Genomic DNA, 15,359 nt, shown 5'->3' with positions numbered 1-15,359 from the left:
AGCCCTCCACTAGGATTTTTGTTAAGAAAGAAATAACATTCATTAGTTAAAACATGTATCAGAAACATTATTATTAATTGGTTTGTTCAATTATTTTCTGATATATTTATTCCTTTTTTATAACTCCATACTCTCTCTCCCCTCTTGTTTCTGCCATTTCTTTTTAATAAGCAAATGAAATTTTACTATCATATTGCAAGTATTCTTATATTTATCTAATTAATGAATTTCATTTTCTTCTACCTCACATACTCATTCTTTCTTATTTTTAGATAAATAATTTTGTATTTGAGTACCCCTTACCACTTTCTCACTAGATATTACCCCAACTTTCTTTGCTTCATTTGACTATCTCATAAATTACTAAACTAATCTTTTGTATAACATTCTTAGTTTTACTATCGGAACTATTTTACCATCCTGCCTGCCACTCCTTGCCAACCATACTGTACCACAGTCTCCTATCTCTCTGCCTAACATAGTAGTATCTTTTCTTCATTCTACCCATCCGTTAGCACAATATCTTTTTATATCATTCTTTCATGTTTCTATGATACATAAACTAAATCTTCTTATTTGTCCACTTTCTGGACTTAATTTTGTACTAATATTTTATCCAAACATTTCATACTATGTCAACATCCATTTTTCGCTTTTTTTTTTACTCTTCATTTTTTAAATCTAGCTCCCCTACACGCTTTAATTTGCTCTTTATTTCTTTAAATTTCTGTGCAGTTTATGAAATTGAAAGTAAAAAATATTTATTTTCTTTCTCAAAAAATCAGCTCTCTCAACAGCATTTTTGTGTTATAATACATTCTGTTATAAACCAAACAACTTATAATGCTAATCAAAACGCAACTTAGCATGAAAGGAGTAAAAAGATGGTAAGAGTCAGATTTGCACCAAGTCCGACCGGTCAGCTTCACATAGGTGGTGCAAGGACAGCACTTTTTAACTATCTATTTGCCAAAAAACACAATGGAAAGTTCATTTTGCGTATAGAAGACACTGACCTTGAGAGGTCAAGGGAAGAGTGGGCAGAAGGTATTATGAGAAGTTTGAGATGGCTTGGAATTGAATGGGATGAAGGACCTGACATTGGTGGAGAGTTTGGACCATATTTCCAATCTCAAAGGAAAGACATTTATATGGAGTACATCAATAAACTATTAGAAGAAGGTAAGGCTTACTACTGTTTTTGCTCCCAAGAAGAGATTGAAAAGGAAAGGGAAATTGCAAAGCAAAATAAGGTATCTTACAAATACAGCAAAAAATGCAGAAATATAAGTTTAGAGGAAGCAAAAAGAAGAATAAAAAATGGTGAAAAGGCAGTTGTCAGAATAAAGGCACCACAAGATGGTGTTACAGTAGTCCATGACATAATTCGAGGAGATGTTGAGTTTTCAAATGACCAGTTGGATGATTTTATAATATTAAAATCAGACGGCAATCCAACGTATAACTTTGTATGTGTGGTTGACGACTATTTTATGAAAATCTCACATGTAATAAGAGCTGAAGAACATCTTTCAAACACGCCAAAACAGCTTATTATTTATCAGGCTTTAAATCTAACCCCGCCCCAATTTGCTCATGTTCCAATGATTTTAGCGCCAGATAGAAGCAAATTGAGCAAACGCCATGGTGCAACCTCTGTGGAAGAGTTTTTTGAAAATGGTTATTTAAAAGAGGCTATTGTGAATTATCTTTTGTTGCTCGGCTGGTCACCTGGAGAAGATAGAACAATAATTGGACTTGATGAAGCTATTGAAAAATTTGAGCTTGAGAAAGTGTCCAAAAATGCTGCTATATATGATATAAATAAGCTCACATGGATAAATGGTCATTATCTGAAAGAGATTCATATTGAAGACTTGTATGAAAGAATGAAATATTTCTACTCTAAAAAAGGCATCGAAATTGAGAGGTTTGACAAAGAGTATGTAAAATCTGCTTTGAAACTTGTTCGTGAAAAGGTAAAGACTTTAGTCGAGGTTGTGGATGCAAGCACATACTTTTTTGATGATAGCTACGAATATGATCAAAAAGGAGTTGAAAAATACCTAACACCTGAAAATCTCAATATCGTTAAATCTCTTTCAGATGAGCTAAAAAACTTAGAACCTTTTTCAGCTCCTGAGATTGAAAGTCTTGTTCGCAAAAAAGCCGAAAGCTTAAATGTAAAGGCGGCAAACATTATTCATACAATCAGAGTTTGTATAAGTGGAAGAACAGTTACTCCCGGGCTTTTTGAGATGATGGAGGTACTTGGTAAGAAAGAGGTTGTAAAAAGAATAGAGAGAACTTGTGAAAAATTTTTGAATAAGTAGAATAAAATTGGCTTTGGTAAATGTTTTGCATGGTAGTAATAGTTATTTTTATTACTCCAAAAAATAAAAACCTCACCAGCTTTGTTCCCTGGTGAGGTCATTTTTTATATTTTCTCATCTGGTGCGGATGGGGGGATTTGAACCCCCATGGGGAGAGCCCCACAAGATCCTGAGTCTTGCGCGTCTGCCAATTCCGCCACATCCGCAAAAGCTTATAAATTCTTCTTTACATTATAATATTTTAAGCCAAACTCCCACCAGATGTCAACCAAAAAGATTTTCAATTTTTCCAAGATGCTTAAATCAGTCAAGCCTCTTTGAAAATCTCTTTATTGAAATAAAAAGAAGTACAAGCCCTAAAAATATCAACACCAAGACCTCATCCCACAGATATTCTATCCCGACACCTTTGAGAACAATGCCTCTTAATATTATCAAAAAGTAAGTAAGAGGAACAAAATTACCTACAAACCTTATCACAGCTGGCATTGCTTCGCGGGGGAACATAAAACCTGAAAGCAGCACACTTGGCAACAAAAACAAAAGTGCAAGCTGCATTGCCTGAAGCTGTGTTTTCGAGACAGAAGATATGAGCATTCCTATCACGAGCGCACAAATGACAAATTCCATCCCCAAGATAAACAGCAAAAGAATATTGCCTCTCACAGGTACCTTAAACCATAGTATTCCAAACAGGAGCGCAACTAAAAAGTCACCCAGTCCAAGAAATGTATAAGGAACAAGTTTCCCTAAAATTAGCTCGATAGATTTTATTGGAGTTACTATTAACTGTTCCATTGTACCTTTTTCTCTTTCTCTTACAATTGCGAAGGCTGTAAGTATTATGGTTATATTTTGCATAATAAGTCCCATAAGACCAGGGATTGTAAAAAGTTCGCTTTTCATAGAAGGATTGTATTTTACACGTGTTCTGACATCAACAATAGGTTTTACAAAATAGTTTTTCTGTGCAAAGTTTTGCATTGTCAAAATACCGCTTGAAAATACTGTCTTTGCAATTGTGGGGTCTGTCCCATCTACTATGAAAAGTACCTCAGGACTTTTGTTTTGTTTAAGAAGTTTTGTAAAGTCAGAAGGGATAATCAAAGCTGCTTTGATTTTTCCACTGTCAAGACTACTTTCTATCTCTACCTGATTTTGTGCAAAAAAGGTTGGCTTAAAATACCTTGTGTTCTGAAGCTTTCTTATAAGTTCTCTACTCTCTTGTGTCTTTGCCATGTCAAGTATTCCTATGCTCACATTTTCGACATCCATCTTGACAGCATAGCCAAAGAGCATAAGCATAATAAATGGTGCCACAAATGCTAAAACAAAACTTGCCTTATCTCTTTTAATTTGAATAAACTCCTTTTTCGCAATGGCAACAAATCTTCTTATTGAGAAACCATTCATTTTAAATCTCACCTCTATCTTAAGCAATCTTTTTACTGTGAGAATACCTTCACAAACACATCTTCAATACTATGTGACGAATACTTTGTCTTGACATTTGCAGGTGTGTCTACCTCTTTCAAAATCCCATTGAACATAAAAGCAACATAGTCACACCTTTCAGCCTCATCCATATAATGGGTGGTTACTAATACCGTAACACCACTTTGAGAAAAAACTCTTATCATCTCCCAATACTCTTTTCTTGAAATAGGGTCAACTCCAGCTGTTGGCTCATCCAAAATTAAGATTTGTGGATTGTGAAGTGTGGCACAGGCAAAGGCAAGTTTTTGTTTCATTCCGCCAGAAAGCGTGCCGACAAGCGATTTTTCTCTGCCTTCAAACCCAAAAAATTTAAGTAGCTTTGCCTTTTTCTCTTCAATCTCGTCCCTAGAAAGGCCATATATCGCACCATAAAATTCAATGTTCTCTTCAATTGTTAAATCCTCATACAGACTAAACTTTTGAGAAACATAACCTATATTTTGCTTTACTTGTTCTGGATATTTTAAGACATCATTTCCAAGTACTTCTACGTATCCTTTTGTTGCTCTTAAAACACCACATATTATTTTAATTGTAGTTGTCTTCCCAGACCCATTTGGCCCAAGCAAGGCGAAGAGGCTACCTTTGGGAATACTAAATGATATGTCATTTACCGCAACAAACTCTCCAAACCTTTTTGTAAGCCCCTCTACCTTGATTGCATATTCCACCTATCATCACCCCAAATTTTGTAAAATCAAATCTTTACATCAACAAGCATCCCAGGTCTTAAAATATCTTTATTCTTTATTATCTTTAGCTTGACCATAAAAACCACTTTTTGTTTTTCCTCTTTTGTCTCTACGTTCCTTGGTGTAAACTCTCCTTTATCAGAAATAAACACAATCTCACCATACGCTTTTTTGTTGCTATCTAAGATAATCTCAACCTTCTTACCAAGCGAAAGTTTTTGTAGCTGTGCTGAAGGAACATATATCTTAAGATAGTAGTCGCTTAAGCCTATTTGAGCTATAAACGTACCAATACCAACAAACTGTCCTTGGTCAACCCCTTTTGTTAAAACAATACCATCAACAGGTGAGGTAATTGTGGTCTTTCTCAGATTCAAATTAGCAATTTTTAAGTTCTGCTCTGCCATATTTACATAAGAGAGAGCTTGCAAATAGTTTCTCTTTGCAATGTCAACAGAAATCTCAGTAATCATTTTATCCTCATCTGTAACAGATTCGTTTTTCACCATTTCAAGTTGGTTTTCTAATGAATTAATCTGATGTGTCAGACTACTATTTTGAGCCTTTAGGGAATTTAATTGCATTTTTAGCTCTGATAATAGCTTTATTGTGTCCAAATCAGCCATTTTCATCTTTTCTAAACTTTTTATGTTTTCTTCCAAAAATTCAATGTTATTTTCATTTCCTGATTTTATATCTTTTAGCTGTAGAATATTTTCTTTTATCTGATTAATCTGGTATTTCGATGGTTTTTTAGAAAGAAGCTGATATTTTAGCTTTGCTAATTCCCAATTTTGCTCAGCGATATCCGCAGACAATTTAGCAACTTCAAGGTTTGCCTGTGCAATATTCTTTTGAATTTCATAAAGGCTTGAATCAATCTTTGCTATTATATCACCTTTTTTAATTTTAGAGCCTTCTTCAACAAAGACTTTCTCTACTCTCCCAGCAATCTCAGTGTTTATATCAATAGTCGATACCTCTACAGTTGATGAGTACACATCTTCAGCATTTTCTTCTCTGCACCCTGTCAAAAAGAAAGTAAAAATTGAAATTAAAAAAAGGACAGTAAAAAATACCTTAAAGTTTTTAGATTGCAATATCGCCTTTATCATCCTTTTACTCCTCCCCAATAGACTTTTTTATCACATTTAATACATTTTCTATCTCCTCTTTAATCTCATCACTTGTTGTCTCAATGCCCAGAATATATTTTTGGAATAAAAAAGTAAGAAGAGTGCCTATCATCATTCTTGAAATGCCTTTTGCCATCTCTTTTGAAATATTCCCTTTTCGTATTAGTATCCTCTCAATCAAACCCTTTGCCTCACAGGTTTTAGGCACCATATTTTTTATAACCTCATTTTTGAGAGAGTCATTATACTGAATCTCTATTAGAATAATCTTAAAAAGGTCAATGTTTCTGTCCAGCATTTCAAGTCTTTCATTTATTATAGACCTCAAAAATTCAGAAGCTTTTAAATCCTTGTTCTTTTTGATATTTTCTTTAAGAGGAGAAAGAGCAACAGAATCTAAGATTTGTGTCAGGGCAACACTTACAACTTTATGAAGTAAATTCTCCTTATCTTTAAAATACTTAAACAGTGTAGCTTCAGAAATCCCTGCATCTTTTGCTATTTGTGCTGTTGTTGTGGCAGCATAACCATTTTGTGAAATCAACTTTATGGCTGATTGAATTATTCTGTTCTTAGTATCTTCACTTTTCCTCAATTTTAATATCTCTCCCTCCCCTAAGTTTTTTAGTAAGTACTTACTTACTTACTTTTATTATAAAAAATTTTTGTATTTTTTACAACTAAAATAAAAAAGGGCTTTTAACAAAGCCCTTTTTGCTCATATTTTCTGTTTTGGTGACCCCGAGGGGATTCGAACCCCTGTTACAGGCGTGAAAGGCCTGTGTCTTAACCACTTGACCACGGGGCCATATACCTTTTTTAGACATAAAATGGTGGCGGCGAACGGATTCGAACCGCTGACACTGCGGGTATGAACCGCATGCTCTAGCCAACTGAGCTACGCCGCCATTCCCATTATATTTATATTTGGTTGCGGGGGGAGGATTTGAACCTCCGACCTTCGGGTTATGAGCCCGACGAGCTACCAGCTGCTCCACCCCGCGATATCTGGTGCCGGAAACCGGACTTGAACCGGTACGACCTTATTCAGGTCCCAGGATTTTAAGTCCTGTGCGTCTGCCAGTTCCGCCACTCCGGCATCGCAATTATATATTTTAATAGGGTTTTCAAGCATTGTCAAGAGTTTTTTTACTCGCAAAAACCACCAAACACCTTTAAAAAACTCATTTACCGAACAGGACTTTTAAGTGTTCTCAAATTAAAACATTCAAAAATCCTGTATGGTTTGTTCGTTATCAGTTTAACCCCAAAGTAAAGAATTCTCAATAGAGAAAATTTGTTTGTGTTTAATTGCTATCTGTTGCCATAACAGCATATCATAACATCCAATTTTATGCTTCAAAATATCGGCTAAAGGCAGCACGCAACAAAGAACCTTCTTCAAATTCTTGCCCCCTACCCCTTGCCTTTGGCTGCTTCATGGCTTTACTTTCCTTTTAATTGCTGCCAGAAATCAATTCTATTTGCAAACAAAGACCAAAGAAAAGGCAGTTTGACATATCCAAACACTATTGACGACCTCGCAACTTGCGAACCTATAACACAACCATTGAATAAACTTTCCTAAAACCAAAAGCTTTTGACTTTAAATAATTGCCACATTTTAACATTGCACAAAATTGCTATTTTGTGCAAACATAAATTTACAATGCCACCTTATTTGTTTTACTATGCCATGGTTTTGGCTTTCCAAATGCTAATTATCATCTTTGTTGTAATTTATTTTCTGTTCTGTAAACTGCCCTATCTCCTTCTTTACCACTTACAAAATAGCACACTTTGACCCTATTTTTCCTAATTGAAAATCATCCTCAATTAGCCATCTCTCAAGGCTTGGATGTGTAAACCTAATACCCAATCAAGGTTTACCCATTTTGCGCAAAAATGTCGCATTATACCATCCAAATTCAATCCTGTCTTTCTCTATCTCAAATCAATATCCAAACAACCAATTAAGGTAACCTACTTTTAAATTCACCAGTTTTTTATAACCTTCACACCATAACATAACAATTCAGTCCCTATATTACAAATACCATTTTACAACAAAACCTGAAAAGTCTTGATATTGCTTGTTTAGAATTAAATTGCCTTCTATTCCTTGATACTTCTAATCTCAAAGGCAATTTTTCAAAACAAAATCCTTTGAAATCTGTTTCTTTTGATTCAAAATTCAATGGGTAATATTTTTATACTACCCTTAACTTTGTTCGCTATATGTTCGCTATGGTTTTTGAAATTTCAAAAATGTTCCAAGGTATTCATAAGTTAGGGATACCTTTATAAGATAACCAAAAACAAAAAGTAAAAAATCCTGTCAAAACCTTGATACTGCTTAACTTGAAATGATTTTCTGCAAAACCTTGATACATCTACAATAAAAGCCATTTTCACAATAAGATTTGTGTATAAAGCCTTTATAAGCTTCAAAAAATAGCTGGGTAATATCTTTATACCACCTTTCAAAATTTCGCTTCTCTATGAGGCTGTATTTTAAAATCTTGATAACTCCAAATACACTTTAGATTTTCAGCCTTAAAATCGGGAATATACTTTGTAAAATCAATGAGAATTACCACAAACATAGAAATGACATGCCTTTGGACTTTTTTCGTACTTTTTTCGTTCTTTTTTCGTAAAAGGGCTATGTCTTAAAAGCCTTGATATTTCCAATGTCAACCGACTTTTTACCCTTTTTTCGTTTTTTTTCGTATGATATTTTTTAAAAATCTCATGACTAATTTGTCAAGCTAAAATCAGCAGCCAAAGAATAGATTTGACTCAAAAGATGTGGGCAGGATAAAATAAGTCATAACCACATTTAGACCACAAAGAACAATGCAAAATAAAGTCCAGGTTTTTAAAATTTTAACTGTGATTCTTTAAATCTTATTTGCTGTTTAGAATAAGAAATACTTGTTTTAAGCTGCACAAATTCTTTGTTCAAGTTTAATTTCTTTTTATTTTTAGCTTGCTTAATTTAAGGCTTTTATTCTAAATTTATCTTTGGCAATTGATTTTCATAATTATTCAAAGTTTAGTGCATAATAATTCTTTGCAGTGGATAATCTGTTAATGTATTTAATTACCAACCTTCAATTTTCAAGCCATTTAGCACAATTTAAAGTAAACCAATCAAATAGATTGACATTCACAACATGAATAAATTCTTGAATTCCATTATTTTACTTTTTCTTGATTTAGAAGATAAATGCTGCTTGAATTTTTGAAGTCTTAAAACTTAATCTATGCTATAATTTACTTTAAAGTTTTGATTTGATAATTTCTATCAACTTTTGATTTTGTTTTTGCTACTACCTTTATTTTCCCTGCCACATTCAGTTTTTAAGCACATTTCAAACTGGTGGGGTATGCAATTCTACAAAGTGGCTAAAAAAAGAAAAGAGACCACAACTAAGGTGGTCTCTTACTACTTGGCAATATATTTTGGACAATGTATTTCTTTCACTCTAAAACTCTGTTTGCAATTGTTTTTACACTTCTCACAAAGAGAATGGTATTGAATTTTACCCTTGTCGTTTTTGAAAAAATACCACTCATCAATGTAATTTCTCTTTGTTTTTGTCATCATGATAAAGACCCCCTTTGTTTTCTGTTTGTTTGTATTAGCCCAATTAGAGACACTGTTAAAATAATCACAACCCAAATCCCAGCTGCAATTAAAAACACATTGTCAAACATAGCACTAATTGCCAAAAACAAGCTGTGTTGAAGTGAACAAACAATATCTTTTCGTTTGTACCAGAAATAAGCTGGTAGAAAGACTAAAAGAGTAATAAAATACAAAGCTAAAATCCATATCATTTAAAACACCTCTCTCTCAATATACCTTTGATTTTCTCAAAATATCTCGCGATTTCTTTAAAATTCGCTATCGAAACAAATAATTTTGTTCTTGATATTGTTATTATTGCTTTATTCTACCATACCTAGCTTAGACTCAGCCTCTCTCTTGTATTTATCTTGTTGCTCTACCATATTACGGCGGGTATCTATCCACAACAACCATGGTGTTTACCCTCTCATGTCTCTCAGGGTCTTTTCTCACTTGCCCTCAATTCCCTCGTCCCATCTACCATGGCGTGGACGTCAGTTATGCTCGTATGCAGGGTCTTCGCCCGTATGGAGGATGTACTCTGACCACCCGCTCACATTTTTCAATCTACTTTCTATAAAAAATCATTTAATCCTTTCTCCTTCATTTCTTAACCATCAATACATTTTCTAAGATGTGAACTATTATTAAAAGGGGCGCTTTGCTACTCGACATGACTTAATCTCCTCGCAAAGCTAAGAATTTCTTTACCCCCTCAAGATGTGAATCACTCAAACTATTTCTCCTGCTTTAAACTAAGAATGTTCAAGCAATTTTTCTCACTTCGCTTCACTTCACGCTGTCCTTGCTAAAGCCTCTCTCTTTATATCGCTCAACATCTTGTTCCCATCATACTTTACGCCTTTTTTCAAAATCGCATAAAACACCCTTATCAATTTACAACACAGTGCTATTAATGATTGCTTCTTCTTCAAGGGATTGTTCTCTCGCGTGGTGTAATACCTGTGCAGCTGCTTAAATTCTTCATTCTTTGCTACTATTGTAATCATGGCCTTGAACAAGCTACTTCTGAGCCTTCCTCGCCCTCTTTTACTTATACACGTCTGACCCTTGTACTTGCCAGAACTATTCTCAACTATATTGAGTCCCGCTAATTTCTGTATCTGCTTCGAATCCTCATACCTCTTTATATCTCCAACCTCTGAAATAAATCCAACTGCTGTCTTCACTCCAACACCTTTTATTTCAAGAAGCTTATCGCCATTCGGCACCTCTTTCAAAAGCTCTGCCATCTCGGCTTCTATCTCTTCTACTTGCTTGTTTAAAAGCTCATATTCTTCAAGCAAATATTTTATCTCTTGTCTTGCCAGCTTTCTACCTTCTTTTTTACCTATACTTCTTTTGGCAGCTTCTGTTAAATCCATCGCCCTCCTGCGACTAATCGCTCGCTTATCTACTTTGTCACGCCAGTACTCTATAATCCCTTCTACTTCCTTCCCTACTACATCACAAGGCAATGGCATTTCTCTCAGCGTCGCTATTGCTGTCTTGCCTTCCCAATCAGAAAATACTCCTAAAAACTCTGGAAAATATATATCAAGCCAATTGATTATTTGATTTTTTAAAACATTCAGCTGTTTTTGAAGCCTTTCATATATGTTCATCGCTACTCTCATCTCAGCATATATACCCTCGGGTATATTTGGTTCTGTGTATCTTCCATCCTTCACAAGCATTGCTATCGTCTTCGGATCCTTTATATCACTCTTAGTTTGCGTGTTATCATCAAGCTCCTTGCTCCTCTTCACGTGAAAAGGATTCACTAATACCACTTTTATGCCATTCTCTCTTAAGTACTGCTCAAAGCACAGCCAGTAATGCCCTGTAGGTTCTATCCCAACTATCATACTCTCCTTGCCATTTGCTTTCATTATCTTATTTGCCCAATCCAGAAATTTTTCCATACCTTCTTTCCTATTCTCAAATTCTATTCTCTTACCAAGCTCCACTCCTCTGAAGTCAAATGCTCTACCAACATGCCTTTCCTTTGCTATATCTACTCCTACAACTAAAGTTCTTTCTGTGACTTGTAATATCTTTTCATTTTGTGTATACTTCAAAGAGGGTACCTCCTTTGTTGTGTTTTTTCGTAAGTTGTACAACTTACTTTATTAATTTTATCAGGAGGTACCTTATCTTTTCAAATCTCTTTTCTCTTCATTTTCACTCATTTTCGTTCATTACAGGAATGCTCGTATAATATGATTATCAAATCACTTAAAACTTCATATCTCAATTGGTACATTTAATTATCAGTACCAATTGATTACTGGAAATTCATTTTGATAATGCACCTTTCTTAAAACACTCATTTCTCAAAAATTGAATATTAAAATTGACTGCTACAGTTTAAATTTGCCCTTTATCTTTGGTAAACTAAAATCAGAAAAAGTTTAAGCCTGATTTAGTTTATTTGGATATATTTTGAACACCTCCTGCTGGACGTGCTTTGACATCTGCACGCCACAGCTTGCGAAAGACTGAACCCCAAAGGATTACATGAGTAATGTTTACTCGTTTGCTGTGCACGGTCAGGTTACCACATCTGATTTGAGCATATCAGATGTGTGCACCCTGTAAACTGCTCCGTAGCTCTAATATCGGCGAGGCTGCATTACATGTAATCCCCAAGGATAAAGGGCTTAACACTTTTTCTTACCACTACTTGCAAAAAGGAGGTCTTCAAATTGCCAAATACTTTAATCGTGGGCATTGATATCAGTAGTCAGTCAAATTCTATCTTCTTCATCGATGATGCCGGTAATCACTTGATTAAAAAACCTTTTTCCTTGCCTAATGATCAAGAAGGCGCTAACGAATTAATCAAAAGAGTTATTGACTGCCTCAGCCAGTATAATCTATCCTGTATTAAGTTTGGCATGGAAGCAACTTCACATTACGCTTGGCATCTGCACTTGTATCTTGCTTCTTCATCTGAACTGCTGCCATATAAACCAACTTTTTATGTTCTCAACCCAAGCATAGTCAAAGGCTTCAAAAAAATCTACACTTTCTTGCCTAAAACAGATAGCATCGATGCAATTATCATCGCTGAATGTGTCAGGTTCAGCAAACTCAACCCAACACCTTTGCCTGATTTTAAATATGCTGCACTACAACGCCTTACCAGAATGCGCTATCATCTTGTTCACAATCTAACTCGCGAAAAAAACAGAGCTCTCAATCTCATATACCTTAAATTCTCTACTTATTCTCAAGACTGTCCATTTTCAGATATCTTCGGTAAAGCTTCTTGTGCTATCATCGAAAACTTTACACCTGATGATATCGCTTCTATGCCTTTAGAAGACTTAATTAAATTCGTATCCGATAACGGCAACAATAGACTCTCAGATGTCAATAAAATCGCTGAAATACTTAAAACCGAGGCTCAAGCGTTCATACAGATTACATCCTCTGTTGGCTGAGGCAAATGACTTAGCTTTGTCTATGACCCTTGAAAACATTAGATTTATGCAAGAACAACTTAAAAAACTCGACAAAGAAATCTCAAAACTTCTTAAAGCTTTCTCTCAAACATTAACAACCGTCCCTGGCATAGGAGATGTTCTTGCAGCCGGCATCATCGCTGAAATCGGTGATATCAAGCGCTTCAAAAATGAAGCTGCTTTGGCAAAGTATTCTGGCCTTGTTTGGACTCAGTACCAATCAGGCAACTTCAATGCCCAAGATGTCTCATTAGCTAAGTGTGGTAACCAATACCTGAGATACTATCTTGTTGAAGCTGCTAACTGTGTAAGGGTGCACACAGTACGCTACAAAGCCTTCTACAACAAGAAGTTCTCAGAGGTTACCAAGCATCAGCATAAACGTGCCCTCGTCCTAACCGCAAGACGCTTAATTCCTTTGATCTTTGCCATGCTCAGCAAAGGTCAAATATATCAAGAAAGAGGTGATGTTTACAATACTTAGTTAGTCCCAATTTTTTAATTTAATAATCTTTCCCAAACAAGCTGCCAGTTAAATTTTTCCATGCTGAGCGGCTCGGTATTTTATTGTCTTTTTTGCCCTAATTATCTAAAAAAATTTTTTAAAAAACCCCCTTGACATTATACCGTTTGTCTTTTGTTATTGATGTGTTTTTAAAACAAAAAAGCAGCCATTATTGGCTGCCTTTGTATGCTGTTGTTTTTAAAACCCCGATGGGTAGGCTAATTTAAATGTCTGGGATTCTCTAAACATTTTTCACTTCCAGCAAGTACTAATTCATCCCAAAGAATAGAATTCTTCTCCACAACCACTACACAGCCAGCCTTCCCAATCATCGCTACTAAACCATTTAAAAGATTGCCCGCAACGTGTACACAAACTGTTAGGAACAAGTTCCCCAGTCCCCAATGTTATACGATTTTCCCACTCTGGCACATCATTTTCAATTAACACACAAGCTATAAAATCAACGTTGCCACTTGCCTTTAAACACGGCAAACACACAAAGCCTTTTTCCTGTCCTTTCTCGGCAAACTCAAAATCCTTGCTGCCACATACAGGACACTTTGCATTTAGGGAAGATTGCAGCTTTTCGATTTCCCAGTCTCGCTGTGCACACTTTACAAACTTTGCCCAAAGCCGCAGGTCAAGTTTATTAGGATTCTTCTTTGTAAACTCTTGAGAAAGCCTCTCTAACATTGCCCAAAAATGCCCTTCCTTGCTGCAAAGTTGCCTGTCATAAGCCTTCTTTTTCAGCTTTGCAAAGTAGGGAGGCTTTTGCTTGGCAGCAAGTTCCCTTATCTCAAGTTCAGTCATAAGTCGGATTGTGCGGCTGACTTGCTTGTTTTGGTCGGCTTGCTTAACAAACACTGTTTCAATCTTGCCTTTCCTACCAGCCGCAAACGTCGGCAAGCCAACAGCAACACCAACATTACTTTCAAGATTTTCTGGCTTTTCGATTAGGGAAAGCCACTCCCATGGTCGCATGACGCACACCTCCAGTTGTAAGTTTGTAAATTCATGCAGATGGGGAATATGCATAAATACAAAACCAATTTTTAGCTAATAGAGAGAGTTGTAAAACTCTCTCTTTTAATTTTAATTTTAATTTTACCCGTTTTTGTGCCCGCAAAGCCTTGTCCTATCTGCATTCTTTATTTTGCGTACTATGGTTTTAGGCAGGTATATACTATGGTTTTTCATAGGTATATACTATGGTTTTTTGTAGGTATATACTATGGTTTTTCCAATCGATACCAGCCGTTTTTTCTTGTATACTTATGCAATTATTTTCGTATATTTATGCAGATAATATTCCTGTCAATTTTGTAGGTTATTAGACCCATGCTTTCCAGTTTTATAAGTGCGTTTATTACCTTTTCTTTGCCTTCCTCTAATGGTAGTTCTGGGCAAATATCTTGTTGCACAAACTGTGCAAAGTTGCGTTTGTAGGTCTTGTTGCGTGTACATTTTCCCATTAGGAAGTGATAAAGCCTGTGTGCTATCTTGTATTTAACAAGCTGTTTTGCAACGTCCAAATCTCCACGTGCAACATAGCCATTATCTAAATTGCGACAAATTTCTTTAGCAAGTGTTACAGTAAGCTTTGTTTTGTATCCCCGCCCTTTGCTGCCTTTCTGTGATATGCGATAGGAAGGCAAAAGCACAAACTTTGCCATATCCCGCTTAAATTCTTTTCCATTAGCAAAACCGTATCTTTCCACAACAACTTTTGTCATCATTAAACGGTCAAGTGATTGCAAGACCAGCTTAATATTTTCTGGTTGGTTTACATCCATTCCTCGCTTCTCCATGATGTACTTTAGCGGTATTTCAAAAGTATCTCCTGTCTGTCCTGTTTCCTGCCTATAGGTGGTCAAGATGTATAATGTGTTTATGTCGGCTGGTGTTAGCATGTAGTAGTTTGTACCGATTTGTACTTTGCCGCCGTCATTTGTTTCATACTCATAAACAAGCTTGCATTCTCGCCCTTGCCGTGGTTGTATACTGTCTTCCAATAGGGAAAAGATGTTGATAGGCAAGTTTGCGTCTGTGATGTAAAAGTTTTCATTGTTTTGGCTGTTCATCATTT

10 protein-coding genes, 5 tRNA genes and 1 pseudogene are annotated in these 15,359 nt (G+C 35.6%); 2 read left to right on the top strand and 14 right to left on the bottom strand.

The genetic code is table 11. The annotated features are described in order from the left end of the window. Window positions 1-884: 884 nt before the first annotated feature. The gene (gene gltX / locus ELD05_RS05230; protein ID WP_045164937.1) at window positions 885-2,333 is read left to right on the top strand and encodes a glutamate--tRNA ligase; all 1,449 of its coding nucleotides are present in this window, start codon (window positions 885-887) and stop codon (window positions 2,331-2,333) included. Window positions 2,334-2,452: 119 nt separating this feature from the next. Here the strand turns inward: gltX and ELD05_RS05225 are convergent. The 12 genes from ELD05_RS05225 to ELD05_RS05175 form a co-directional block, all read right to left on the bottom strand. Continuing rightward, window positions 2,453-2,539: transfer RNA gene (locus tag ELD05_RS05225), tRNA-Leu, on the bottom strand. 97 nt (window positions 2,540-2,636) lie between these two features. Further along, a complete protein-coding gene (locus ELD05_RS05220) occupies window positions 2,637-3,746 on the bottom strand; it encodes an ABC transporter permease (protein WP_127351609.1) in 1,110 nt (369 codons plus the stop codon). A 32-nt stretch (window positions 3,747-3,778) separates the two neighbouring features. Further along, on the bottom strand, window positions 3,779-4,501 hold the full coding sequence (locus ELD05_RS05215) for an ABC transporter ATP-binding protein (protein WP_127351608.1): 723 nt from the start codon (window positions 4,499-4,501) through the stop codon (window positions 3,779-3,781). 26 nt (window positions 4,502-4,527) lie between these two features. Continuing rightward, window positions 4,528-5,637 (bottom strand): HlyD family secretion protein, encoded by a 1,110-nt coding sequence (locus ELD05_RS05210; RefSeq protein WP_127351607.1) that lies wholly within the window; start codon window positions 5,635-5,637, stop codon window positions 4,528-4,530. A gap of 4 nt (window positions 5,638-5,641) precedes the next feature. Beyond that, a complete protein-coding gene (locus ELD05_RS05205) occupies window positions 5,642-6,253 on the bottom strand; it encodes a TetR/AcrR family transcriptional regulator (RefSeq protein WP_127351606.1) in 612 nt (203 codons plus the stop codon). Between the two features lie 138 nt (window positions 6,254-6,391). After that, a tRNA-Glu gene (locus ELD05_RS05200) sits at window positions 6,392-6,466 on the bottom strand. A gap of 23 nt (window positions 6,467-6,489) precedes the next feature. Continuing rightward, a tRNA-Met gene (locus ELD05_RS05195) sits at window positions 6,490-6,566 on the bottom strand. A 20-nt stretch (window positions 6,567-6,586) separates the two neighbouring features. Then, window positions 6,587-6,662: transfer RNA gene (locus tag ELD05_RS05190), tRNA-Met, on the bottom strand. Window positions 6,663-6,667: 5 nt separating this feature from the next. Then, window positions 6,668-6,757: transfer RNA gene (locus ELD05_RS05185), tRNA-Leu, on the bottom strand. Window positions 6,758-9,109: 2,352 nt separating this feature from the next. Next, window positions 9,110-9,268 (bottom strand): hypothetical protein, encoded by a 159-nt coding sequence (locus ELD05_RS13985; RefSeq protein ID WP_206516927.1) that lies wholly within the window; start codon window positions 9,266-9,268, stop codon window positions 9,110-9,112. Next, window positions 9,268-9,504 carry a hypothetical protein gene (locus ELD05_RS05180; protein WP_127351605.1) on the bottom strand — a complete coding sequence of 79 codons (237 nt, stop codon included), beginning with the start codon at window positions 9,502-9,504 and terminating at the stop codon, window positions 9,268-9,270. The genes ELD05_RS13985 and ELD05_RS05180 overlap by 1 nt, the downstream gene beginning before the upstream one ends. A 585-nt stretch (window positions 9,505-10,089) precedes the next feature. Continuing rightward, on the bottom strand, window positions 10,090-11,376 hold the full coding sequence (locus tag ELD05_RS05175) for an IS110 family RNA-guided transposase (protein WP_127350861.1): 1,287 nt from the start codon (window positions 11,374-11,376) through the stop codon (window positions 10,090-10,092). Window positions 11,377-12,003: 627 nt separating this feature from the next. Here ELD05_RS05175 and ELD05_RS14990 point away from each other — a divergent pair. After that, window positions 12,004-13,249: pseudogene (locus ELD05_RS14990) on the top strand (IS110 family RNA-guided transposase). A 294-nt stretch (window positions 13,250-13,543) separates the two neighbouring features. Here the strand turns inward: ELD05_RS14990 and ELD05_RS05165 are convergent. Both ELD05_RS05165 and ELD05_RS05160 read right to left on the bottom strand, forming a co-directional pair. Next, window positions 13,544-14,254 carry a hypothetical protein gene (locus tag ELD05_RS05165; RefSeq protein WP_127351604.1) on the bottom strand — a complete coding sequence of 237 codons (711 nt, stop codon included), beginning with the start codon at window positions 14,252-14,254 and terminating at the stop codon, window positions 13,544-13,546. 299 nt (window positions 14,255-14,553) lie between these two features. Continuing rightward, on the bottom strand, window positions 14,554-15,357 hold the full coding sequence (locus ELD05_RS05160; protein ID WP_241243621.1) for a hypothetical protein: 804 nt from the start codon (window positions 15,355-15,357) through the stop codon (window positions 14,554-14,556). Window positions 15,358-15,359: the final 2 nt, after the last annotated feature.

It is taken from the genome of Caldicellulosiruptor changbaiensis, from assembly GCF_003999255.1.
Taxonomy (GTDB): domain Bacteria; phylum Bacillota; class Thermoanaerobacteria; order Caldicellulosiruptorales; family Caldicellulosiruptoraceae; genus Caldicellulosiruptor; species Caldicellulosiruptor changbaiensis.
The sequence above is the reverse complement of the archived record's forward strand: the minus strand, read 5'-3'. Positions and strand labels throughout refer to the sequence as shown.